The organism is Aeromonas sp. 604443, from assembly GCF_049170315.1.
Taxonomy (GTDB): domain Bacteria; phylum Pseudomonadota; class Gammaproteobacteria; order Enterobacterales; family Aeromonadaceae; genus Aeromonas; species Aeromonas veronii_A.
Genome location: NZ_JAAKMI010000001.1, coordinates 591,116 through 615,283, shown reverse-complemented (window position 1 = coordinate 615,283; position 24,168 = coordinate 591,116). Strand labels below are relative to the sequence as shown.

At 56.4% G+C, this 24,168-nt stretch carries 19 protein-coding genes; 6 read left to right on the top strand and 13 right to left on the bottom strand.

Annotated elements, in window-relative coordinates; genetic code table 11:
- Nucleotides 1-22 precede the first annotated feature (22 nt).
- The 5 genes from G5380_RS02660 to fabA all read left to right on the top strand — a co-directional run bounded on the left by G5380_RS02660 (nt 23) and on the right by fabA (nt 5,839).
- The gene (locus G5380_RS02660) at nt 23-1,303 is read left to right on the top strand and encodes a tyrosine-type recombinase/integrase (RefSeq protein WP_421209066.1); all 1,281 of its coding nucleotides are present in this window, start codon (nt 23-25) and stop codon (nt 1,301-1,303) included.
- Between the two features lie 200 nt (nt 1,304-1,503).
- Nucleotides 1,504-1,839: a hypothetical protein gene (locus G5380_RS02655; protein WP_216953580.1), complete on the top strand. Its 336-nt coding sequence runs from the start codon at nt 1,504-1,506 to the stop codon at nt 1,837-1,839.
- A 725-nt stretch (nt 1,840-2,564) separates the two neighbouring features.
- Complete coding sequence (locus G5380_RS02650; protein ID WP_216953579.1) at nt 2,565-2,714, top strand: hypothetical protein; 150 nt, start codon at nt 2,565-2,567, stop codon at nt 2,712-2,714.
- 511 nt (nt 2,715-3,225) lie between these two features.
- Nucleotides 3,226-5,202 (top strand): Lon protease family protein, encoded by a 1,977-nt coding sequence (locus G5380_RS02645; RefSeq protein WP_421209043.1) that lies wholly within the window; start codon nt 3,226-3,228, stop codon nt 5,200-5,202.
- Nucleotides 5,203-5,278: 76 nt separating this feature from the next.
- Nucleotides 5,279-5,839 (top strand): 3-hydroxyacyl-[acyl-carrier-protein] dehydratase FabA, encoded by a 561-nt coding sequence (fabA, locus tag G5380_RS02640; RefSeq protein WP_421209044.1) that lies wholly within the window; start codon nt 5,279-5,281, stop codon nt 5,837-5,839.
- A gap of 87 nt (nt 5,840-5,926) precedes the next feature.
- Here fabA and rmf read toward each other — a convergent pair whose 3' ends face one another.
- The 6 genes from rmf to G5380_RS02610 all read right to left on the bottom strand — a co-directional run bounded on the left by rmf (nt 5,927) and on the right by G5380_RS02610 (nt 11,198).
- On the bottom strand, nt 5,927-6,106 hold the full coding sequence (rmf, locus tag G5380_RS02635) for a ribosome modulation factor (protein WP_005315693.1): 180 nt from the start codon (nt 6,104-6,106) through the stop codon (nt 5,927-5,929).
- Nucleotides 6,107-6,264: 158 nt separating this feature from the next.
- Nucleotides 6,265-8,175 carry an ABC transporter ATP-binding protein gene (locus G5380_RS02630; RefSeq protein ID WP_421209045.1) on the bottom strand — a complete coding sequence of 637 codons (1,911 nt, stop codon included), beginning with the start codon at nt 8,173-8,175 and terminating at the stop codon, nt 6,265-6,267.
- Nucleotides 8,176-8,248: 73 nt separating this feature from the next.
- On the bottom strand, nt 8,249-8,479 hold the full coding sequence (locus G5380_RS02625) for a glutaredoxin family protein (protein ID WP_201951089.1): 231 nt from the start codon (nt 8,477-8,479) through the stop codon (nt 8,249-8,251).
- The gene (rlmKL, locus tag G5380_RS02620; protein WP_421209046.1) at nt 8,479-10,668 is read right to left on the bottom strand and encodes a bifunctional 23S rRNA (guanine(2069)-N(7))-methyltransferase RlmK/23S rRNA (guanine(2445)-N(2))-methyltransferase RlmL; all 2,190 of its coding nucleotides are present in this window, start codon (nt 10,666-10,668) and stop codon (nt 8,479-8,481) included. Before rlmKL ends, G5380_RS02625 begins: the two co-directional genes overlap by 1 nt.
- Before the next feature lie 140 nt (nt 10,669-10,808).
- Nucleotides 10,809-10,934, bottom strand: coding sequence for a type B 50S ribosomal protein L36 (gene ykgO, locus G5380_RS02615; protein ID WP_123173069.1), 126 nt, complete (start codon nt 10,932-10,934; stop codon nt 10,809-10,811).
- Nucleotides 10,935-11,198 (bottom strand): type B 50S ribosomal protein L31, encoded by a 264-nt coding sequence (locus G5380_RS02610; RefSeq protein WP_042055007.1) that lies wholly within the window; start codon nt 11,196-11,198, stop codon nt 10,935-10,937. It lies immediately after the preceding gene.
- A 72-nt stretch (nt 11,199-11,270) separates the two neighbouring features.
- On the opposite strand from G5380_RS02610, the gene G5380_RS02605 reads away from it, so the two are divergent.
- Nucleotides 11,271-11,591, top strand: coding sequence for a hypothetical protein (locus G5380_RS02605; RefSeq protein WP_254204265.1), 321 nt, complete (start codon nt 11,271-11,273; stop codon nt 11,589-11,591).
- On the opposite strand, the gene G5380_RS02600 is transcribed toward G5380_RS02605, so the two are convergent.
- The 7 genes from G5380_RS02600 to proQ all read right to left on the bottom strand — a co-directional run bounded on the left by G5380_RS02600 (nt 11,579) and on the right by proQ (nt 24,131).
- Nucleotides 11,579-12,115, bottom strand: a complete 537-nt coding sequence (locus G5380_RS02600) for a cell division protein ZapC (protein WP_270656823.1) — start codon at nt 12,113-12,115, stop codon at nt 11,579-11,581. The genes G5380_RS02605 and G5380_RS02600 overlap by 13 nt on opposite strands.
- Nucleotides 12,116-12,205: 90 nt before the next feature.
- Nucleotides 12,206-13,216 carry a quinone-dependent dihydroorotate dehydrogenase gene (gene pyrD / locus G5380_RS02595; RefSeq protein ID WP_005336601.1) on the bottom strand — a complete coding sequence of 337 codons (1,011 nt, stop codon included), beginning with the start codon at nt 13,214-13,216 and terminating at the stop codon, nt 12,206-12,208.
- A gap of 77 nt (nt 13,217-13,293) precedes the next feature.
- Nucleotides 13,294-18,132 carry an NAD-glutamate dehydrogenase gene (locus G5380_RS02590; RefSeq protein WP_421209047.1) on the bottom strand — a complete coding sequence of 1,613 codons (4,839 nt, stop codon included), beginning with the start codon at nt 18,130-18,132 and terminating at the stop codon, nt 13,294-13,296.
- A gap of 278 nt (nt 18,133-18,410) precedes the next feature.
- The gene (locus G5380_RS02585; protein ID WP_033136823.1) at nt 18,411-18,632 is read right to left on the bottom strand and encodes a DUF2835 domain-containing protein; all 222 of its coding nucleotides are present in this window, start codon (nt 18,630-18,632) and stop codon (nt 18,411-18,413) included.
- 67 nt (nt 18,633-18,699) lie between these two features.
- Complete coding sequence (gene pepN / locus G5380_RS02580; RefSeq protein ID WP_421352327.1) at nt 18,700-21,324, bottom strand: aminopeptidase N; 2,625 nt, start codon at nt 21,322-21,324, stop codon at nt 18,700-18,702.
- A 144-nt stretch (nt 21,325-21,468) separates the two neighbouring features.
- Nucleotides 21,469-23,484 (bottom strand): carboxy terminal-processing peptidase, encoded by a 2,016-nt coding sequence (gene prc, locus G5380_RS02575; protein WP_216978779.1) that lies wholly within the window; start codon nt 23,482-23,484, stop codon nt 21,469-21,471.
- Nucleotides 23,485-23,492: 8 nt separating this feature from the next.
- Nucleotides 23,493-24,131 (bottom strand): RNA chaperone ProQ, encoded by a 639-nt coding sequence (proQ, locus tag G5380_RS02570; RefSeq protein WP_005351923.1) that lies wholly within the window; start codon nt 24,129-24,131, stop codon nt 23,493-23,495.
- Nucleotides 24,132-24,168: the final 37 nt, after the last annotated feature.

Below are 24,168 nucleotides of genomic sequence, written 5' to 3'. Positions count from 1 at the left end.
ACCATTATCCTTGCCGCCAGCCATGCCGCTGTTTGACAGCCTTATCTATCTGGAAGCCGGTAACCCACAGGTCAATCAGTACCTTGCCAACCTCAGCCTCAACGATGTACCCGATGCCGGTCTGGTTTACGAACTGGCGGTCGATTGGCTGCTGGAACAGCGCAACAGCGAAAACAACTACAAAACCTATCGCAGCGAACTGACCACTTTTTTGCACTGGTGCTTTCACGAGGCGGCCATCAGCCCGAAAGATCTCACTCGCCGCATCATGATCCGCTATCTCGACTACTGTCAGTCGCCCCCTGACGAGTTGATCGCCTATCGCAACGTGGCGCAGTTTGTCCTCGACAAGGAGTGGGGAGAGCGGTTGCCCAACCCGCAATGGCGACCGTTTCTCGGCAAGCGGGAGCTGGGCCGCACCTTGCCCTATCGCCTGAGCGAGCAGGCGATGAAGACCAAGCTCGCCATCTTGTCGGCCTTCTTCCAGTTCCTGATCCAGGAGGAGTACATGGACAGGAATCCCGCTCTGCTACTGCAGCGGGTCAAACGGCCGCAACAGTTGGAGGCCAATGATCAGGTGCAGGTCTTCAGCGAGTTGCAGTGGTCATACGTGATGCAGGCCGCCGATACCCTTGCCAACGACCATCCGGAGCAGCACGAGCGCAGCCGTTTTCTCATCATTCTGATGTATGCCTGCTATCTGCGGATCTCTGAGGTGGCGGCCCGGCCGGGCTTTACCCCTGTGATGGGGCAGTTCAGGCGGGATCGCAAAACCGGCGTCTGGGGCTACTTTATTCCGCAAAGCAAAGGGGGCAAACGGCGTACCGTAGCGGTATCCCAAGCGCTGCTGGCGGCACTCGAGCGCTACCGCCGTTTCCTCGGTCTCTCTCCCTTGCCGACACCGGATGAACAGACGCCACTGTTCGTTCGTCATAAAGCGGCAGCCCACGGCCGCGAGCAGGGGGAGATCAACGCCAACCTCGGCATTCGCCAGTTACGGGATTTGATCATGGTGATCATCGGTAAAGGGGCAGAATTGGCAGAGCAGGATGGATTTGCCCAGGATGCAGCCGAAATGCGGCAACTATCTCCCCATGCGATCCGCCATACCGGGATCACCCATGACATCAATCTGCACGGGCGGCCGCTCTCCCACGTACAGGCCGATGCAGGACATGACAGCATCGACACCACTTCGAAGTACCTGCACACCAGCAACAGTGAACGACATGAGAGCGCGCAACAAAAACCGCTAGACAGATTGAGCCAACAAACGAGAGATAATCGTTCAAAGGGCGGGTGAGCATCGTGACCTAAAAAAGTGATTCATTAAGGTCTCATTCAAGCTGGTGCCGTTATTTTGTACTTCTCTGGATAGCAACCGGTTCAGGGAACAGCAGGGCTGTTAAGAACGAGCAGGTAGCCATCCGCGGGATCAATATTTATTCCGTATCAGAGAGAAAAATAACCAAATCGCTTGCTCAAACATCGAGACAACCCCCTATGCCGATAGACATTATCAAGAAGACCTACAAGATTGTCGGACAAGGCGATCTGATGGCGCAATTTACCCTTATCCCCTCAGGCACGTTGAATATCTGGTTTCCCGAAACAGGATTGCAGATGGAGGCACCCTGTAGCCAACTTCGTTTTGAAAATGACACCCTGCTCTATACCAACGGCATGCACTACAGCCAGGCGAGAGCATTCTGGTCGTTAACACTTCACTCTGTCGATATGAATGAACTGAAGAGGTTAATCATGGATATGTGCAGCAATGTCCACATATCCCATCCGCGAACGCCCATACCCAAACGCAAACATTGGCTAATAGCCTGATCAGCCGGAATGAAAGAACAAGACCCGTCTCGCAAAAGGCGGGTCTTTTTCATTCTCTCTGTGGAGTGCATTGAGGTCTAAAAAGGTGATTTGATGACTTATACGAATGGTCATCGTCGTGGGCTACCGAAAACTCTCAGGAGCCAGACGCCACCTAACGTAAATATATGAATGGTTACGTTAAATTCACCATTATAAAAGTCACGGAAACCAAGAGGGAAGGGAGCGCTTATTGCATCAAGGGCATTGATGATCCGGCACTGTTGTAAGTGTGAACTATTCAATACGGGAAATTTGCATTTTTAGCATTTTGAGTAAGGGCAGGGGATCTGTCCACCCATTAAGGCGACTACTTTAACTAGGTCAAGACAGCCTCTAATAGTGGACTCTTGTCTCAAGATGGGACATTTGTGGTTTCAGAATATCGACTAAGGGGAGGGGACATGGTCCCAAGACATGTTCGGGTACAGCTAAATGAGCAGTTGGTGAACTAGCCAATTCTATTGCCAACGCTATGGCACCAAGCACGATGCATTGCCTGCTTTAGGTGAGGTTCTTCTGCATTTGGCTGCAAGGTATCAAGATGGTTCTTCATCAAGGATCGCATTGACCGGAGTTGTGTCGCCGTAGTGGTTAAATTCACTCAATGTTATCTCTCACAGAGATGCCGATAAATGGGGTTATCGGCATAATTTGTAAAGACTCTGTTATTTTTGACCTTCAACATGTCTCACCCAGAAATGACCGAGATCATCAGCGTCCTGCAAACCGGCAGCGCCTGGCCTGTGGATGTGGTGCGGCGCATCAGCCCAGGGGAAATGTCCGACGAGCTCCATGCTGCACGCCGCGAGGTCGCACCAATCGATCATGCCTGAGCCATTCAACCCGGTGAGCAATGTTTAGGGCTGGCCTATAGCACTAGCGTTCACCGACAGGCCACGGGCGCGGGCCTCCCGCAGGCAGCGCTGCCAAAAGTACCTGCCACTGGGCGAATCCCATTTAACCTGGTAACGACTGGATAGCCAACAAATCGCCTCCAGCGGCAGATCCACAACGGGGTGTCCTTATGAATCAACACCAACGCACCGGCCAACGGGAACACGTCGAACCACAGCAACTGGTGGTCATCGGGCACACTGATATCTAGCTGCCGAAACCGATGGCGCCGCAGTGGTGTCAACAGATCGACACCGGCGGTTAATGCATCCAGCAAGAGTCGATCCTGTGGGCGACGGCTGTGTTTCATCGGAAATAACTCCAAAACGTAGAACCCCATCACTGCGCATAATGCATATTATGTTAAATATAGTATCTTGTTTCCTGTCACCGCTTATTGAACTGTGTATAATGGCAACAATTGATCCTATCTTCGACCGGATGTCTTAAGTGGCTGAATTAACATCAGAACAATTAAAACCCGCTTTTGCGATTGAACAGTTCCCCAGGCTTTGTGAGCTTGAGCCCATCCCCTTTGCCGCTCTGCAACCCAGAGCAATCTCCGGTATCAAACGTCTGGCCAGTTTTGATGGTGATTGCCCGGTTATGCTGCTCAACGGTTTCCCCGGTGCCGATTATGAAGATGTGTGCCGCACTCTGATTGCCGACTCCAATGGTAAGGATGGCGATCTGTTCGACCTCTGCTATACCGAGAATCTCAACAACCCGTTCAAACCTATCTGGCTGCGACTGCAACCCGGTACTGGCGTTGAGTTTTGCGAAATGGTTGGCGAGCTACTCAAGTTGCTTAGCCACCATCTCGATGCCGAGCGAATCGTAACCCGCATCATGCGCAAGCAAAACAACGATCCAAAGATCGATGACTTTCTCTCGGATCTGGCGGCCCATGTGGCATTGGGACTGGAGTTTCAGCATCCGGTGCTGATCAACCTGCTTATTCATCACGAAGAGCAGGAAGCACCGGTAATTTACGGTCGTGATCTCAACTGGGATACCCTGTTTGGTTCCATCAACTATCAGACAGAACAGGGTTCTGTCTACGCGAATCAGCACTTGCTGGAACCAGGTTTGCTACGTCAGGCCAATGGTGGCTACCTTATTCTTCAACTGGATGAGCTGCTCGACCAGCCTCATCTTTGGTTTAAGCTCAAAAATGCTATGCAAAAAGGCGAGCTGGACTGGAACGCCTATCAGGAAGGCAAGACACTAACCCCCTTCTTTGCACCTGAAGCGACCCCCATCAAGCTCAAGCTGATCTTGGTGGGTGACCGACTGGACGTGGCTGAGTTCCAGATGCTGGATCGTGACATGTCAGAGCGTATATTCCTGCGCGCCGACCTAGTATCCGAAGTAAACATAGAGGAAGACCTGCAGGAGTTTCTGCAGTATCTGGCCTGGTTACGTGAACGCTGGAACTTGCTGGATTTCACACCGGCAGCCCTTGTCGCACTCTGTCGCCATGCCAGCAGACTCTGTGATCACCAGGAGTGGCTCTCTCTCTCCGCGGTACAACTCTCCGCCATCATGAGGATGGCTGACAGTCTGGCACGGGAGCTGGAAGCGGAAGAGGTCACCGACGAGCACATTCGTGGTGCGCTGGAGGAGCAGGATTATCGCCTCAACTATCTGGTTGAGCAGTCCGATCAGGGGGTTATCGACGGCCAGATCCTGCTGCAGACTGATGGTGAAGAGATTGGCCAAATTAATGGTCTCTCCGTCATTCAGGTCTCCGGTCACCCATATGACTTTGGCGAACCGGTACGCCTGACCGCCACTGTTCACTTGGGTGATGGCGACGTGGCGGATATCGAGCGCAAGGCTGAACTGGCTGGCCATATTCATGCCAAGGCGATGATGATCATTCACGGCTACCTCTCCAACAAGTTCGGTGCCGAGAACCCCTCCCCTCTGTCGGCCAATCTGGTATTCGAGCAGTCTTACCACGAAATCGATGGTGACAGTGCCTCCCTGACCGGCCTGTGTGCCCTGCTCTCTGCCCTCGCCCGCCAGCCTATTTACCAGCACTTTGCGGTAACGGGTGCGGTCGACCAGTTTGGCAATGTGCAGGCCGTTGGCGGCGTCAACGAGAAGATCGAAGGCTTCTTCCGGGTGTGCAAGATCCACGGTCTGACTGGCAAACAAGGCATCCTGCTGCCCGGCACCAACGCCCAGCAACTCAACCTCTCTGATGAGGTGATCGCCGCAGTTGAAGCGGGACAGTTCCATATCCACCCTGTAGATCATGTGGAAGAGGCTATCGAGCTCTTGACTGGCTGTGTGGCGGGTGAGCCTGACATGCCCGATACCCTGTTCGGCCGCATTCAGGAGCGACTGGATGAGCTGAACGGCAGCACGGCGAAAGTCGGGCTGCTGCGCGCCCTTCTTGATCGGCTGTTTGGCCGCTAATGAAGTGATCGGAGTTGTTTAGCGCACATCTGTACGCTAAATTGGCGCAGCTTTACTCATTTGAAGGAAACTCAGCGTGACCGTAGACAATTCGACCCTGGAAGCCCGCCTTTCTCTGTGTGAACAGGGCAAGAACTCTTTTACCCGTGAAGAGCTGCTGGCTTGCAGCCATGGCGAACTCTTTGGTGAGGGTAACAGTCAGCTGCCCGCCCCTAACATGTTGATGATGGATCGCATCGTCAAGATCAATGACAACGGTGGCGAGCACGGTAAGGGCGAGATCCTGGCAGAGCTCGACATTACCCCCGATCTCTGGTTCTTCGATTGCCACTTCCCGGGTGATCCCGTGATGCCGGGCTGTCTCGGTCTGGATGCCATGTGGCAGCTGGTTGGCTTCTTCCTCGGCTGGAAAGGCGGCCCGGGCAAAGGCCGTGCGCTGGGTGTCGGTGAAGTGAAATTTACCGGCCAGATCCTGCCGACCGCCAAGAAAGTGACCTACAAGATCACCTTCAAGCGAGTCATCAATCGCAAACTGGTGATGGGCATTGCCGATGGTGTCGTTGAAGTTGACGGCCGCCCCATCTATAGCGCAACCGACCTGAAAGTGGGCCTGTTCCAGGACACTACCGCATTCTGATTGATGCGAACCTGAATGTGGCGAAAGCCACAACGCAAAGGGGCCACAACGGCCCCTTTCCTTTTGTAATGAGTGATGAAGTACCTGCTACTTCATGAAGAGGCCTGAGCCCCGCCCTTCCATGGCGTCACGCCAACCACCAAGCCAATGCCCACGGGCATCCAGGCATTGATACGGACACGCTTCTTTCTGTTTGCCGACCACGCCAGCCTGATAACCACGAGCACGAGCTCTTTCCAGACGGTCCCGCTTCTGTCTCTTCATCATCTACGACCCTCTTCGTGGAACAAAAAAAGCGACCAAATTCTCATCGGTCGCTTTCATCTTTACTCCTGCGAGCGCACTCGGTCAAACAAAAACTTCCACCCTAACCGGGCTATGTGACACAAGGCACTGAACTGGATTAAGTTTTAATTACAGGGAACTCACTCCTGATTTTTGAGTCCTTCCAGCTCTTCCCAACGAGCAAATGCCTCCTCCAGCGCCGTCTCGGCGGCACTCAATGCGGCCAGTTTGGGCTGGGTCTGCTCGCTTGGCAGGGAGAAGAAACCGTGCTGGTTGATCTCGCTTTGCAGCGCATCCAGCTCGGCTTCCAGCTGCTCAAGACGCGCCGGCAGACCATCCAGTTCAAGCTGTAGCTTGTAGGAGAGTTTTTTGCCTTTCTTCGGCGCTTCGCTCACTGTGGCTACCGGCTCGGGAGCCTTCACAGGCGTGCTCTTGGCCTGTTGCTGAGCACGCTGCTGCTCGCGGGTCGCCATCATGTCGGCATAGCCGCCCACGTAGTCGCTGATGCGGCCATCCCCCTCAAACAGCCAGCAACCGGTTACCGTATTGTCGATGAAGCGACGATCGTGACTGACCAGCAGCAGAGTGCCTGGATAGTCCGCCAGCAGCTCTTCCAGCAGCTCCAGAGTCTCGACGTCGAGGTCGTTGGTCGGTTCGTCGAGGATCAGCAGGTTGCTGGGTTTAAGGAACAGCTTGGCCAGCAGCAAACGGTTTTTCTCACCGCCAGAAAGCGCCTTGACCGGCGTTCTGGCCCTCTTGGGTTCAAACAGGAAGTCCTGCAGATAGCCGAGGATATGGCGGGAGCGACCGCGCACCATCACTTCCTGCTTGCCCTCCCCGACGTTGTCCACCACCGTCTGCTCGGGATCGAGCTGTTCGCGGTACTGATCGAAGTAGGCCACTTCCAGATTGGTACCCTGACGCACCGAACCACGAGTGGCATCTAGCTGACCCAGCAGCAGCTTGATCAGGGTCGACTTGCCGCAACCGTTGGGGCCGACCAGCGCAATCTTGTCCCCACGCAGCACCTGCAGATCCAGCCCCTCGAACAGGGTGCGATCACCAAAGTCGAGTCCCAACCCTTCAGCTTCAAATACCAGCTTGCCGGAGCGGCTCGCCTCGTCGAGTTGCAGCTTGGCTTTGCCCTGCAGTTCGCGACGCTGGGTACGCTCCATGCGCATCGCCTTGAGGGCGCGCACTCGCCCCTCGTTACGGGTACGGCGCGCCTTGATCCCCTGGCGTACCCACACCTCCTCCTGCGCCAGCTTGCGATCGAACTCAGCATTTTTCAGCTCTTCGACCCGCAGCCACTCCTCTTTGCCCTGCTGGTACTCGTCATAGTTGCCGGGCCAGGAGGTGATCACGCCGCGATCGAGATCGATGATCCGGGTCGCCAGCTTGTGGATGAACTCACGGTCGTGGGAGATGAAAACGATGGCGCCACGGAAATCCTTGAGGAACTCTTCCAGCCAGTTGATGGCCTCGATATCCAGGTGGTTGGTCGGCTCATCGAGCAGCAGCAGATCGGGATCGCATGCCAGTGCACGGGCCAGCGCTACCTTGCGCAGCCAGCCACCGGAGAGACTGTCGAGGGTCACGTCAGGATCAAGACCAAGCAGGGTCAGCACCTGATTGATGCGGGTCTCGTACTGCCAGCCATTCTGATAATCGAGCTGCTCCTGCAGCTGGCTCATCTTGCGAATGTTGGCATCGGACGGGTCACTCGCCAGCGCCATGGAGACGTGGTGATACTGCTTGAGCAGCTCACCGACTCCGGCCAGCCCTTCGGCGGCGTAATCAAACACGGTGAGCTCGCTCGAGGTGGGCGGATCCTGCTCAAGACGAGTCACTTTCAAGTCCTGCTGCAACACCAGACGGCCATCATCGAGGGGCAATTCACCGGCAATTACCTTCATCAGGGTGGACTTGCCCGCCCCGTTGCGGCCCACCAGACAGAGGCGCTCGCCTCGCTCTATGGTCAGCTCGGCCTTGTCGAGCAACGGAAAATCACTGAACGACAGACACGCGCCGTGCAATGTTAAAAGAGCCATGTTCGTTCCTTATCTCATATGAAAAAACGGGCAACAGACTGGGTCTGATCCCGTTTCATCGTCAAATCACAAATCAACCCTGACGAGCGAGCCAGCCTTTGAGCTCCACCAGCGTGAAGGGCCAGCCCAGCTCGCGGCCAGCCTCGTCCCGCAGCACCGGAATACGCACCCGATAGGCCTCAAGCCAGCTGGCATCGTCCATGATGTCGCAGCGGCGGGTCACATCGCTTGCCCCCGCCTCCTCCACCAGCGCCCAAGCTTGCTCACACAGGTGGCAACCGTCGGTGTGAAACAGGGTCAGCATCAAGCCTCAGCCTCCGCATGGGTGATGATCCAGCAGTTGTGGATGTGCTGGTTGCGCTCGAAATCCTTGGGCCGGGTCTTGCCGGTGATGTTCTGCGCTTTGAGACCGATGGCCTCGAGACCGGCCAGATCCATCTTGAAGTGGCGCTTGTTGTTGGAGAACACCAAGGTGCCACCAGCAGCCAGCAACCGCTTCAGGTGCTGCATGAGCAGCAGGTGATCGCGCTGCACATCGAAGCTCTCATCCATCCGCTTGGAGTTGGAGAAGGTGGGCGGATCGATGAAGATGAGGTCGTACTGCTCGTCCGCTTCAGACAGCCACTTCAGGCAGTCAGCCTGCACGAACTTGTGCTGACGGCCCACCAGCGAGTTGAGGCGCATGTTGTCCTGTGCCCAGTTGAGGTAAGTGCGCGACATATCCACTGTGGTGGTCTCGCTGGCACCGCCAAGACCCGCGTGCACGGTGGCACTGCCGGTGTAGGCAAAGAGGTTCAGGAAGCGCTTGCCCTTGGCCATCTGACCCAGCATGCGGCGGGTCTGACGATGGTCGAGGAACAGACCGGTATCGAGGTAGTCGTAGAGGTTGACCCACAGACGGGCACCATACTCCTGCACTTCCATCCGGTGCTGCTCTTCGGATAGCTTCTGGTACTGCTGCTTGCCCTCCTGACGCTCGCGTACTTTCAGGATCACCTTCTCGCCGTCCATCCCGGTCACCTTGATGGCGGCTTGCACCATGTCGAGCAGACGCTGACGGGTCTTCTGGGCAGGAATATCCTTGGGCGCCGCGTACTCCTGCACCACCAGATAGTCCTGATAACGGTCGATGGCGGCGTTGTACTCAGGCAGGTCGGCGTCGTAGAGACGGTAGCAGTCGAGATTCTCTTTCTTGGCCCACTTCTCGAGCGCCTTCAGATTCTTGCGCAGACGGTTGGCAAAGTCCTGTGCCACCTCTTTTTGCGAGGCCACGGAGTCCAGTGCGATTTGATAATTGCGCAGCTGACACTCGAGAGCACCGTTGAACAGGCGATACTGCTTGTCGGCGCGCAGGCGCAGACAGCTCAGCAGCTCGGGCGATGCGGACAGAATGGAGACTTTCCAACCCTGGAAGCTACGACGCAGAGCATCGCCCAGCGCCTGGTGCACTTCCAGCAGCGCCGGAAATTCGCCAAGACGCTCGCCATAAGGCGGGTTGGAAATGAGCATACCGACCTTGCGGGCCTCCCCTTGACCTTCTTCCCCTTCAACAGGGGCAGGCATCGGCAGCGGGTTTTCCAGCTTGGTGACATCGGCTTGCTTGAAGGTGATGAGGTGCGCCACACCTGCCGCTTTGGCGTTATCACGGGCTTTGAGGAGCACGCGCTGGTCGGCATCACAACCAAACAGTTTTACTTCGCAACGCTGCATGCCGCGTTTGGCACGTACTTGTGCTTCCATCATCAGGCTCTGCCACAGCTCGCTATCATGCTGCAGCCAGCGATCGAAACCGAAGCGCTCGCGACGCAGCGCCGGCGCCATGTCGGCGGCGATAAAGGCCGCTTCGATCAGCAGCGTACCGGAACCGCACATCGGGTCCATCATGGGCTCACCGGCCCAGCCACTACGGGCAATCATGGCGCAGGCTAGGTTTTCTTTGAGCGGAGCTTCACCGGTGCCCTGACGATAGAAACGCTGATGCAACGCCGGGCCTGACAAGTCCAGCGTGATATTGGCCTTGCCTTTGCCCAGGTGCGCCATGATGCGAATATCCGGCGACTTCTTGTCCACGTCCGGACGCACGTGACCGCGCTTGGTGAAGCGGTCGACGATGGCATCCTTGATTTTCAGCGCGCCATATTGGGTATTGCGAATGGCAGGGTTGGTACCGGTAAAGTCCACCGCGATGGTAGCGGTACCGGAGAAGTGCTCTTCCCAGGGGATTGTGTGGGCGCCCAGATAGAGATCCAGATCATCGTTCATCTGGAATTCAGACAGCACCAGCACGATGCGGGAGGCAAAACGGCTCCACAGGCAGGCCTTGTAGCCAATCGCCAATTCGCCTTTGAAATGGACGCCAGCCACGGTCTCACGGACCTGCTCTGCGCCAAGATTGGTCAGCTCATCGGCCAACAGGTTTTCCAGCCCCTTGGGGCAGGTTGCAAAAAATTCTTTCATCACGCTCACGGGGAACCCATAAAAATAGTGCCGCATTATACCTCATCAGGCGGACTGGAGCATGCAAAAGTCGGCGCAAACAGCAGGATGGAAACAGATTGATATGGGGCGATAAAGGTAAAAGGCCCCATGACTACCCGATGGCGAGATCATGGGGCCAGACATCATTTAGCGGCTCACTTCATGCGAGCCTTGAAACGGGGATTGCTTCTGCAAATCACGAACAATTTGCCGCGGCGGCGCACCAACTGACAATCGGGATGACGCGCCCGTGCGGATTTGAGTGAACAGACGACCTGCATTCAGGACTCCTTCTTGCTTGAAAATGCGCCAAAACGCTTGTTGAAACGGGCAACACTTCCCTCACTAGAAACCTGCTTCTGCTTGCCGGTATAAAACGAGTGCGACTGGCTGGAAACATCGAGCGATACATAGGGATACTCCTTCCCGTCTTGCCACGTATAGCGGCGATCGCTCTTGATGGTTGAACCGACCAGGAAAAAGGCATCTGCCGCCGTGTCATGGAACAGCACCAAACGATAATCCGGGTGAATATGAGACTTCATGGCAACTCCATTTTGTTATGTTATAACAAAATGTAAGTGAGAATAGCTCTCGTTTCAAGCAAAAAATGTCGTATGAAGAACATCGCTGCAGTGAGTGATGTGTTGATAGTTAGGGGGAGACACTACGCAAGCAGAACGAAACAAGAGGAAGACACCATGCTTGCAGCACGGAAGACCAAGATACTGCGTGGGTTAGAACACAAGGTGCAAGTGGATGTAACAAGCCTCAAGAGAGGCTGGATCACAACCATGAAGATCAATGAGAATGGGCAATATGTACGCGGATCAATGAAGTATCAGAAACGAGGCGCGATTGAGGTGACAACAGTAAAAAGAGGCAGCGGTGTAATCACAGAGATAAAAAGATTGGTGAAAAGATATCAACTGACCTGACGATATTGCTCGGTCACGGTAATACGCGGCTTCATCCGGTTATTCATCACCTTGATCACCCCGAAACGCGGCAGAGTTTTACTGGTGGTCAATACCAGATCGGCTGTGAGGTTCAAACAGACGCTGGCCTGCTCCCCTGCCTCAATGACCATAAATTCGCCGTTACCATGGGGTGTATTCATCAGGACCAGATCACCGTTTTGCGGGATCACTTGCGGATGTTGTTCACTAAAAAACCAGCTTTGCGGCATCAGGGGTTTATAAAAGCGACTGACCGCGATGGCATTAAGCACCAACTGAACCTGATGGGGAATACTCCACTCAAGTTCGGCTGCTTTATCCATCAACTGATAATAGAGGGCGGCATCATCGACACAAAAAGGCTGGGCTGCAAACGAACTGGGCACCAATTGTCGCCCTTTATACTCGGTCGCAAATAACATGTTATCAGACAGGTCCAACATCAGACGGTCACTCTGGGCATCATAGTGCCATTGCCAGCTATCGGTCGGTTGGATAAACATGTTGGAGCCCTTACTTGATAATTACCAGTTGACTTTATTCCATATGCAGGAAATCAGCAACGTCAAATAAAGGGCTCCGCCATCTATTTCTTAAATATTGGTCACAATCTCTTTGACCAACCCCGGCCCTTTATAAATAAAGCCGCTATAAATTTGTACCAGACTGGCACCGGCGGCCAATTTTTCACGGGCGGCCATGGCACTATCAATACCACCCACACCGATAATTGGCAGAGCACCATTGAGCGCCTTGGCCAGATGACGGATCACCTCGGTACTCTTGTGCTGCAGCGGACGACCGCTCAAGCCACCCGCTTCACCGGCGTGGGGCATGTCATAAATCATCTCGCGCTCGAGGGTGGTATTGGTGGCGATAACCCCATCAATACCATTCCGTACCAGCGACGCGGCCACCTGATCTATTTCTTCAAGGCTTAAATCCGGGGCAATTTTAACCGCCAGCGGCACATACTTTTTATATTGGGCGGCCAGCTCTTGCTGACGCACCTTGAGGGCGGCCAGCAATTCATCCAGCGCCTCGCCATATTGCAGTGAACGCAAACCCGGGGTGTTGGGGGAAGAGATATTGACGGCAATATAACCGGCATGATCATAAACCTTGTCCATGCAGATCAGGTAATCATCCTTGCCCTGTTCGATGGGAGTGTCTTTGTTTTTGCCGATATTAATGCCGATGACTCCCTGATATTTGGCCTCTTTTACCTTGGCCACCAGATGATCCACCCCCTTGTTGTTGAATCCCATCCGGTTGATGATCCCCTCTGCCGGAATAACCCGGAACAGGCGCGGCTTGTCATTACCGCTTTGGGGTCTGGGGGTGACGGTACCGACTTCGATAAAACCAAATCCCATGGCGCCCAGCGCGTCAATGCACTCACCATCTTTATCCAGACCGGCCGCCAATCCCACCGGATTGGCAAAAGAAAGCCCCATGACAGTGACGGGGCGTTTCGGCAAATTCTGGCGGAAGAAACAATCGAGTGGCGTACCGAGAAGGCGGGGCAAATATTTCATGGAGAGATCGTGAGCCTGTTCCGGATTGAGTTTGAACAGGAAATGCCTGGCGATGGGGTACAACATCTTTGCTCCTTAAAGAAAGCCCCGGCAACTGGCCGGGGCTTTAGGTGTAATGTCGGTGTCATGCCTTAATCTGGCAATTAAAGTGCCCGACAATTCAACTGGAGCAGGTTCAACTCTCGCAAGGCCACCGAGAACTTGGCGAACTCGTGGGTACTGGTGGTCTTGAAGTCGGCCAACATGTGGGTCCAACGGGACAAGAGTTGCTCATGCTCCGAAATCCAGTCGGCCAGTATGGTAGCGCATTCTCCCTGATCTTTGCACCCTTCCAGTACCACAGAAGTGAGACTGCGTTGCTGCCAGTCAAGATCTTCGCGGAAGGAGGCACGCGCCATCGCCTGCCAGTGGTTGCCGACCGGCTGATGGTTGATCTGGTCGAGGAACCAGTGCAGATCAAGCTTGGCCCCGAGGCGATAGTAAACATTTGCGGCGCGCAGGATATCGGTCTTGTGCTCCGCGGCAATTTGCGCCAGATCCAGGCTGGAGAAGAGGCTGCTCATATGGGCGACCTGACGGGCAATGGCCTCCGGCACCTGTTTCTCCATCCACTTGGCGACAGCCTGACGATGCTCGGCCACTTCGCTCTCATCCATGACCTCGTAGAGGTGCTTCCCTAAGGTTTCGAACGCCGGGCGGAAGAAGGCGATGTTCTCGCTGATACTCCAGCTGCGATTGCGAGCACGCAGGAACCAGCGGGTGGCTCGGCGCACAATGCGGCGGCTGTAGAACATCAGTTCGAGCTGAGTCTGGGCATCCACCAGGTTGTCGCACCCTTCGATATCGCGCCACAGCTGGTTCATGCCAAACACTTCGCGGGCCATGGCAAAGCAGCAGGCCACTTCCGCCACCGAGGCTCCGGTCTCGTCCTTCATCCGGCTGGCGAAGTTGAGCCCCATGTCATTGACCAACATGTTGGCCACCCGGGTAGCGATGATCTCGCCGCGTAGCGGGTGATCGGCCAGCTGTGCACCAAACTGCTGCTGCACCTTGGCCGGGAAGCTGGTGACCAGCATGTTAGCGAGGAAGGGCTCGTCGGTCACTTCCGGGCAGTTGAGCTGCTCTTTCAGCACCATCTTGCCGTAGGCCACCAGCACTGCCAGTTCGGGGCGGGTCAGTCCCTGCCCTGCCGCCATCCGCTCGGAAAGCTCCTCATCGGATGGCAGGAACTCCAGCGCACGATCGAGCTTGCCTTCCCGCTCCAGCCCCTGAATAAAGCGCTGCTGCTCTTTCAGTTGTTCAGAGCCGCGGAAGCTGGTGACCGAGATGGACTGGGACTGGCGATAGGCGTTGGTGATCACGATCTGCGCCACGTCGTCGGTCATCTCATACAGCATCTGGTTACGCTGCTTGAGCGTCAGATCCCCTGCCGCCACCAATTGGTTGAGCAGGATCTTGATGTTCACCTCGTTGTCAGAGCAGTCCACCCCGCCCACGTTGTCGGTAAAATCGGTATTGATGCGACCGCCCTGACTGGCGTACTCCACCCGACCGAGCTGGGTAAAGCCGAGGTTGCCCCCCTCACCCACGATGCGGGCCCGCAGATCGCGACCATTGACCCGCAGAGCATCGTTACTGCGATCGCCCACCTCGGCATCGCTCTCGCGGGCGCTCTTCACATAGGTGCCGATGCCGCCATTCCACAGCAGGTCTACATTGAGGCAAATCAGCGCCTTGATCAGCTCGTTCGGCGCCATGCTGGTCTTGTCGGTGCCGAGCAGGGTCTGCATCTCGGGGCTCAGCTTGATGGACTTGGCCGAGCGCAGGAAGATACCGCCCCCTTGTGATATCAGCTCGCGGTTGTAGTCATCCCAGCTGGAGCCCGGCAGATCGAACAGGCGCTGGCGCTCGACAAAACTCTTGGCCGCATCCGGAGTGGGGTCAACGAAGATGTGCATGTGGTTGAACGCGCCCACCAGCCGGGTGTGCTCGGAGAGCAGCATGCCGTTGCCGAACACGTCGCCCGCCATGTCCCCAATCCCCACGCAAGTGAAGTCGGTGGTCTGGCAGTTGACGCCAATTTCACGGAAGTGACGCTTGACCGACTCCCAGGCGCCGCGGGCGGTGATACCCATCTTCTTGTGGTCGTAACCGACCGAGCCGCCGGAGGCGAATGCATCGCCGAGCCAGTGGCCATATTCGAGGCTTATTTCGTTGGCGATGTCGGAGAATGTGGCTGTGCCCTTGTCGGCAGCGACCACCAGGTAGTAGTCATCCTCATCGTGACGCACCACGGATTTGGGCGGGATCACCTCGCCGCCGATGATGTTGTCAGTCACATCGAGCAGACCGCGGATAAACAGGCGATAACAGGCCTTGCCCTCCTCCTGGATAACGGCGCGAGGCGCCCCCACCGGCATCTGTTTGCAGTAGAAACCGCCCTTGGCCCCCACCGGCACAATGACGGTGTTCTTCACCTGCTGGGCTTTCACCAGACCCAGCACTTCGGTGCGGAAGTCCTCTTTGCGATCGGACCAGCGCAGACCGCCACGAGCCACTTTACCCCAGCGCAAATGTACCCCTTCCACCCGCGGCGAGTAGACGAAGATCTCGAATTTCGGCAGCGGCAGTGGCATGTCGGTGATGCTGGACGGCGCCAGTTTGAAGGAGATGTAGGGCTTGATGTTGCCCGCCTTGTCCAGCTGGTAGTAGTTGGTGCGCAGGGTAGCGTCAATCATCTCCACATAGCGGCGGATGATGCGATCGTCATCCAGGTTGGCCACCTGATCCAGCTTGGCGGCCAGCTCCTCGTGCAACTTGGCCTGTACCTTGGCGTCCTGCTTGCCGGCCGGATCGAGGCGCTGTTCGAACAGGGTGAACAGCAATTGGGCAATATCCGGGTAGCGGGTCAGAGTCTCTTCGATATAGGACTGGCTGAAGGAGACGCCGGTCTGGCGCATGTATTTGGCATAGGCGCGCAGCACCGACACCTGACGGCCGGTGAGACCCGCCCCCAGCACCAGCCGGTTGAAGCCGTCATCTTCCAGCTGCTTGTTCCAGATGGCGGCAAAGGCTTGCTGGAAGCGTTGCTGACTCTGGGCCAGATCAAAGGGCTGCTCGCCGTGCAGCAACATGGAGAAGTCGAGGATCCAGAACAGATCGCCACCCGGAGTGCGTACCTGATACGGGGTCTCACCGATCACCCGCAGTCCCATGTTTTCCAGCATCGGCAGTACATCGGAGAGGTGAATGGGCTCGGTGCGATGGAACAACTTGAGCCGTACCCGACGATCGTTCTCCTCCTCCTGCGCGCGGTAGAACAGCATGCCGAGTGGCTCGGCTTCGCTCAGGTTATCGAGCGCCATGATGTCGGCCACGGCCGAGCCCGGCAGCACATCTTCCTTGTAAGCGCGAGGGAAGGCAGTGCTGAAACGGCGGCGCAACTCATTGCCACGGGCTTCGCCATAGTGGGAAAGCAGCACGGAGTCGAGTCTGTCGTCCCAGCTGCGGGCCGCTTCAATCAGGTTGTTCTGTACTTCGTTCACATCCACATCCACGTTATTGTTGTTGACCCGCACTATGTAGTGGGTCCGCGCCAGCACGCCTTCGGTGAAGTAGACGTTGAACTCCACCTCTTCATTGCTGCCAAAATATTTCTGCAAAATTTGCTGGGTCTTGATCCGCAGCGCCGTGTTGTAGCGCTCCTTGGTGACATAGACCATGCAAGAGAAGAAACGACCATAGACATCCCGGCGCACGAATAGCCGAAGCATGTCCCGCTCCTGCATCTCCAGTACGCCAAGGCCGGTAGCCAGTAGTTCCTCTTCACGGGCCTGGATCAGCTCGTCACGGGGATAGGTTTCCAGCACGTTGAGCAGCGCCTTGTAGGCGTGGGAGCCCTTCTCGTGACCGGAGGCGGCCATGATGCGCTCGAGTCGATGGCTGATGAGCGGGATCTGGGTCGCGCTGGTGTTGTAGATGGAAGAGGCGTAGAGACCGATGAAGCGATCTTCCCCGATCACCTTGCCATGCTCGTCAAAGCGCTTGATGCCAATGTAATCCACATAAGCCGGACGGTGCACCCGGGACTTGCTGTTGGATTTGGTGAGGATCAGCAGATCAGAACTCAGAGCGGCGTGACGGGCGCTGGCTGGCATGTTGCCAAGGCGCTGACCCACCTCCTTGATGGAGTTTTTCATCAGCCCCAGGCTGGAGCTCGCCTGCGGCAGGATCTCGTGATCCCCCTCCACCGCCTTGACGTCGTAACGGCGATAACCCATCAGGGTGAAGTTGTGGGCAGCCACCCATTTGAGGAAAGCAACGCAGGAGGCCACCTCCTCCTTGCTGACCGGGTGCTTGCGCTTGGGCAGTTCGTCAATGATCTCATTGAGCTTGGCCAGCATGGGCTGCCAGTCGCCGACTGCCAGTGCCACTTCACCTGCCACCGAGTTGAGCTCGGTAGCCAGCGCGGCCATCTGCTCCTCGCTGGTGAGGTGATCGATCTCGATAAGGAAGGCCGTTTCAACCGAGGTCTGCCCGTCGGTATTGCCGAGCTCCAGAATGGCGTCAATCTTGCCATCCGCTCCACGAATGAGGTGCAGCGGTTGGTGCAGCATCATGTGGGCGGTGATATTGAGTCGCTTGAGCGCCATCCGGATGGAGTCGACCAGGAAGGGGGAGTCCTGCAGGATCACCTCGACGATGGTATGGGGCGATTGCCAGCCGTGACGGGTCAGCTCGGGATTGTAGACCCGGATGTAGGGATCAGTACCGCTGCGCTGATTGAGGGCATTCCACAGGCTCAGGGCCGCACCGTAGAGATCGCTGTCATTACGATCGTGCAGGTCGGAACTCGCCATGTTGCCGTAGAACTTGGCAACGAAGCGCTCGACCAGAGAGGCGCTGTTTTTGGGCAACTTTTGATGGATCAGGCTGAGAACGTTTTCGAGCAGAACTGAGGTAGGGGCGTCTTTCAATGCCATTTTTATATTCCTTATCGGACGACATTAACCACCGACGCAGAGGCAACCACCCTGGTTACCCGCTGGTGCAGAGTTGTTGCGAAGTGTAATGGCTTGGATAAGGGAAGGCGAGGAAAGGTGCTAACGAGATGTTAAAAACAAGGTGCAGATCACGGCTTAAACTGTGAGAAATTTTGCAAATAACCAAAAATACAGAAATTCCCACTACCTTTGTGCCAGTTTACCGGATAGATAGTGACGCAAAGCAGATAAACAGTCGGTAATCTGTTCGATTTTTGTTAATTTATGCGTTCGAGACTGATAAAGCGGTAATCGTCCTGGGTTTTCAGCCGAAAGTAGCCATGCACACCATTGATGGCGACAAAGGGGCGTATTTTTTCTATGCCAAGCTCCAGGGTCAACCCCTGTTCGCTGCGCACCACCAGCCGTCTGGCATGGCCCTGATACATCAGCATCACCTCGTCACTGCTCAATGAGAGCCGAAAAGTAAACTGCTTCACGCTTGCTCCTGATCACACGGCACATCAATGTGGGGCAAGAGCGTTATCGCCCCTGCCCCGTCGACACTTACTGCTGCAGCGCCTTGCTGACCTTCTCGAACAGATCCCTTGCCAGCCCCTCAAGGTTGGCAAGACGGGTCAGCTCGGCGCGGATCAGGGCCTTGCGCGCCTCATCCAGTCGCTTGAACTGGATAAGCGGAGTGATAAGGCGGGAGGCCACCTGCGGATTGACCTCGTTGAGCTCGATCAGCAGATCGGTCAGGAAGCGGTAACCGCTGCCATCCACCGCATGGAACTGCACCTGATTGCTCATGGCAAAACTGCCGATCAGCGCCCGCAGCCGGTTCGGGTTGCGAATGCTGAAAGTGGGGTGACTCATCGCCTGTTTCACTTCGCTCAGTACATCGGCAGCCGGTTTGCTGCCAATCAGCCGCAGCCAGTTGTCCAGCACCAGTCCATCCTTGGCCCACTTGCCCTCGAAATCGGCCAGCAGCGCGGCGCGGCATGGCAACAGATAGCCGTTGGCCACCTGCAGCGCCGCCAGGGTGTCGGTCATGTTGTCGGCGGTTGCGTACTGCTCGCGCACCAGCGCATCGGCATGCTCCGCATCCAGCGCAGCCAGATAGCCCAGCACCACCCCTTTAAGAGCCCGCTTGGCCATGTCGGCGTGCACCACCTGATAACCGTTCAGACGCAGGCTCTGATAGGTCGCCGCCAAGCGCGTGCCAAAGGCCTCGGCAAGACGGGTGTGGATCGCGTCGCGCACCTGATGGATGGCATCGATATCGGCCACCTCGAACAGCTCGGCCAGGGTCGCCTCACTGGGCAGCGCCAGGATCTCCGCCTTGAGGGCCAAATCGAGATCGCTGTCGTCCAGAATAGCGACGAAGGCGGCCAGCAGGGTTTGGGAGAGCTCAACCCCCTGCCCGTGCTGCACCCGTGCCACCCCGTCGAAGACCGCTTTGTTGATCAGCATCTGGGCCGCATCCCAGCGGGCAAACTCGTTGCGGGCAAAGCGCATCAGAAAGGCGAGCGCTTCGTCGCTGTAGTCATAGTGCAGCTTGACCGGCGCAGAGAAGTCCCGCAGCAGGGAGGGAACCGGCTTGACCGGCACCCGATCAAATTCGAAGGTCTGCTCCGCTTCCAGCACATCGAGCACGTTGCCGATAGCCTTTCCCTGATACTGCAACGGGATGACGGCACCCTGCTCGTCATAAAGCTCGATGTCGAGGGGGATATGCAGCGGCAGCTTCTGCGGCTGATCCTGAGTCGGCGGGGTGTGCTGGCTCACATGAAGGCGATAGATGCCGCTGGCGGCATCGTACTCGTCGGTCACGGTCAGTTCGGGGGTGCCTGACTGGCTGTACCAGCGGCGGAAACGGCCAAGATCGACACCGGAAGCATCCTCCATCGCCTGCACGAAATCATCGCAAGTAGCGGCCGAGCCGTCGTGACGCTCGAAGTAGAGACGCATACCGGCCTGGAAGGCATCTTCCCCCAGCAGGGTGTGCATCATGCGGATCACTTCCGACCCCTTCTCATAGACGGTCAGGGTGTAGAAGTTGTTCATCTCGATCACCACATCCGGGCGGATCGGGTGTGCCATGGGGCCGGCATCTTCCGCAAACTGCGGGCCGCGCACGGTACGCACGTTGTTGATGCGGTTGACGCCACGGGAGCCCAGATCGGAGGAGAACTCCTGATCCCGGAATACCGTCAGCCCCTCTTTCAGGCTGAGCTGGAACCAGTCTCGACAGGTGACGCGGTTGCCGGTCCAGTTGTGAAAATATTCGTGACCGATCACCCGTTCGATACCGTGGTAGTCGCCATCGGTAGCGGTGGCCGGATTGGCCAGCACGAACTTGGAGTTGAAGATGTTGAGCCCCTTGTTCTCCATGGCGCCCATGTTGAAGAAGTCCACCGCAACGATCATGTAGATGTCGAGATCATACTCGAGGCCGAAACGCTGCTCGTCCCAGCGCATGGAGTTGATGAGGCTCTCCATGGCAAAACCGGCGCGATCGAGGTTGCCCTTGTCGACGAAGATCTCGAGGGCCACCTTGCGGCCGCTCTTGGTGGTGTAGTGGCTGCGCTCCACATCGAAATCACCGGCCACCAGCGCAAACAGGTAGCTGGGTTTGGGGAAAGGATCCTGCCACTGCACGAAGTGACGGCCGCCATCCAGATCACCGCTGTCGACCTTGTTGCCATTGGAGAGCAGGAAGGGGAACTGGGCTTTGTCGGCAGTAATGCGGGTGCTGTAGCGCGCCAGAATGTCGGGGCGGTCCAGATAATAGGTAATGCGGCGAAACCCTTCGGCTTCGCACTGGGTACAGTAGGCATCACCCGATTTGTAAAGCCCTTCCAGCGCGGTGTTGGCGGCCGGATCCAGCAGGGTGACGATGGTCAGTACACATTCGGCAGGCAGGTTGAACAGGGTCAGACTGCTCTCGCCTTGCTCGTAGTGGTCACAGGGAATGCCATCAATGGCAACGCTCTTGAGAGTCAGCTGTTCACCATCGAGGACGAGCGGCGCATTGTGCTCGCCGTTACGACGAATGCGGGTGATGGCGGTGACCTGGGTCAGCGGCTCCTGCAGTTGGAAATCGAGGTCGATGGTGTCGATCCAGTAGAGCGGCGCCTGATAATCCTGGCGATATTTGGCCGTCATGGCCTGGGGGTGATCGGTCATTATTGTCTGCTTCCACGCTTGTTAAAGGCGAGAAAGAGGCTGTCACAACCAACTGGCGGGGTCAAACAATTTGCATTACGTCAGATACGCCAGACAAAAAGAAAGGGCGACCGCAGTCGCCCTTGTACATTGGAGGTCGCCTTGTCAGCTGCGTTTGCTGACCTTGGCCAGATCCGCCGTGATATTGGCCGCTTCGATGAGATACTCATCGGGCGCTTCAAAATCAGCGGGCAGTTCATCCAGACTCTTCACCGCCGGCTTGCCAAGACGTGCCAGACGCTCGTTGGTACGTTTGAGCGCTTTCTCATCCTGTTTCGCCTGCTCTGCAACACGCTCCGCCTCGTTGAGGGAGACCGACTTCTTCTCCTTCTCCACCTTGTAGTCTGCAATATCCTGCATCACGTAGGCAAACTCGGGATCCTTGGCGATGCGGGCATCGTGGGCGGCCTGCAGCTTGGGCAGCAGAGTAGTGAAATTGCCCAGAGTCTGATAGTTGGCAGAGGCTATCTTGTCCCACGGCAGCGCATTGAACTCACGGCTTTCACCCGTCTCTTCCGGCGCAACCGGTGTCGGGAAGCTGATATCCGGCGCAACGCCCTTGTTCTGGGTACTCCCACCATTGATCCGGTAGAACTTGGCGATGGTGTACTGCACGTGACCCAGCGGCTGCTCGTAGAAGTCATAGACCTTGGCGAGGCTGCGATGCTGCTGCACCGTCCCCTTGCCGAACGAGTTTTCACCCAGGATCAGGGCTCGACCATAATCCTGCATGGCGGCAGCGAAGATCTCGGAGGCCGAGGCACTGTATCTGTCGATCAGCACCGACATGGGACCGCCGTAATAGACGTTGCCATCGTCGTCACCGTTGACCGTGATACGACCCATATGATCACGGATCTGAACAACAGGACCGCTGCCAAAGAAGAGACCACTCAGGGCAGAGGCTTCAGTCAGGGCGCCGCCGCCGTTACCGCGCAGATCGATGATCAGACCATCGATCTTCTGCTTGTTGAGGCTGGAGAGCTCCTTGATCACGTCGTCATGCAGATTGACGTAGAAACTCGGGATCTCGATGACACCAATCTTCTTGCCTTCGGCGTTAATCACCTTGGACTTGGCGGCTCTGTCTTCAAGGCGCACCTTGTCGCGGGTCAGCTCGATCTGCTCGGTCTTGGCGGTTGCGCCCTTGCCGCGCTGAATTTCAAGCTTGACCTTGCTCCCCTTGGGCCCCTTGATGAGCTCGACCACGTCATCGAGACGCCAGCCGATCACATCAACAATCTTGCCATCTTCCTGCCCTACCCCGGTGATCTTGTCATCGGGCTTGAGGTGGTTAGATTTGGCAGCCGGGCCACCGGGCACCAAAGAACGGATGACGGTAAAGTCATCTTCCGCCTGTAACACGGCCCCGATCCCTTCCAGCGAGAGGTTCATCTCGGTGTTGAAACGATCGGCACTGCGCGGGGAGAGGTAACTAGTGTGTGGTTCGATGGCGCGAGCGAAGGAGTTCATGAAGAGCTGGAAGACATCTTCGCTCTCGGTCTGGGACATCCGCTTGATGGCGTTGTTGTAACGCTTGCCAAGCAGCTCCTTGATCTCGGGCCACTCCTTGCCGCTGAGCTTTAGGCTCAGGGCATCGAACTTGACCCGCTGACGCCACAGCTCGTTGAGCTCTGCTTCATCTTTGGGCCAAGCCGCCCCTTCCCGATCAAACACATAGTTGTCGGTCTGGGTAAAATCGAAAGGAGTATCAAGCAGTTTGAGGGCGTATTCGAACCGCTCATAACGCCGCTGCTGACTCAGGTTGAACATCTCGTAGGCGGGAGCCAGACGGCCTCTTTCGAGGTCGGTGTCAAAACCGTTACGGTACTTTTCAAAACGGCTGATATCAGAGGCCAAAAACAGGTTGCGGCTGTAGTCCAGATTCTCCAGATATTTATCGAAAATCACGGAGGAAAAGGCATCGTCCAGCTTGAACTGTTTGTAGTGCGAGCGGGTAAACAGATTGGTAATTCGCTTGCTGGCCGTAGCATGTTGGCTCTCTTGAGCCAACACAGGCAAATCACTCTCCTTGAGCACCGGCTCGATGGCCTGTGCAAGCCCGGCAAGCGCCAGGCTACAGGCAACGAGGGAAAAACGAATTACGCCATGCTTCAACATTTGTCTCCTTAGAGAACCAAGTGCTCTGATTTGACCCGCACCATCATGCCGGTCTGCAGTTGGACCTGTACATCGTCCTTGGTTACTTCCTTGATGGTTGCCGGAACCGGGAATTTACCCATAACGACGCGCACATCCTGGCCCACTTTCAGCGTAGCGGCATCCACTTTAACCAGCGGAGCGTCAGCGACCGGTGCCTTGGCGGCAGCTTTCGGCTTGGCAGCTACATCAGCTTTCTCGGTTTTGCGCACAGCAGGACGACGGGGCTTCTTGGCCTTCTCATCCTTCTCTTTGGTATTGGTACGACGGCTGGCGAATACGCGCTCTTTGCTCTCTTTCAGAGCTTGCTTGGCGTGTTCGATGTGCTCTTCGGTCAGCAGCTCGCCCGGGTTGCCATCCAGATCAACGCGAGCCTGGCCAGCTTTGAGACCGTGCAGGTAGCGCCAGCTGGAGGTGTATTGACGCAGTGCGGAACGCAGCATGGTCTTGGAGACTCTGGCATCGTCAGCAAGACGCTCGGCCAAATCCTGGAAGATGCCAATCTTGAGCGGCTTGGCCTCTCCTTCAGCAACGAAGCAGGCCGGGAATTTCTCGACCAGGTAGGCAACGATCTCTTTACTGTTCTTCAGCTTCTCAGTGTTTTCCATGTATAACCTTGGCTTTCATATAAACGCACGGGCACGT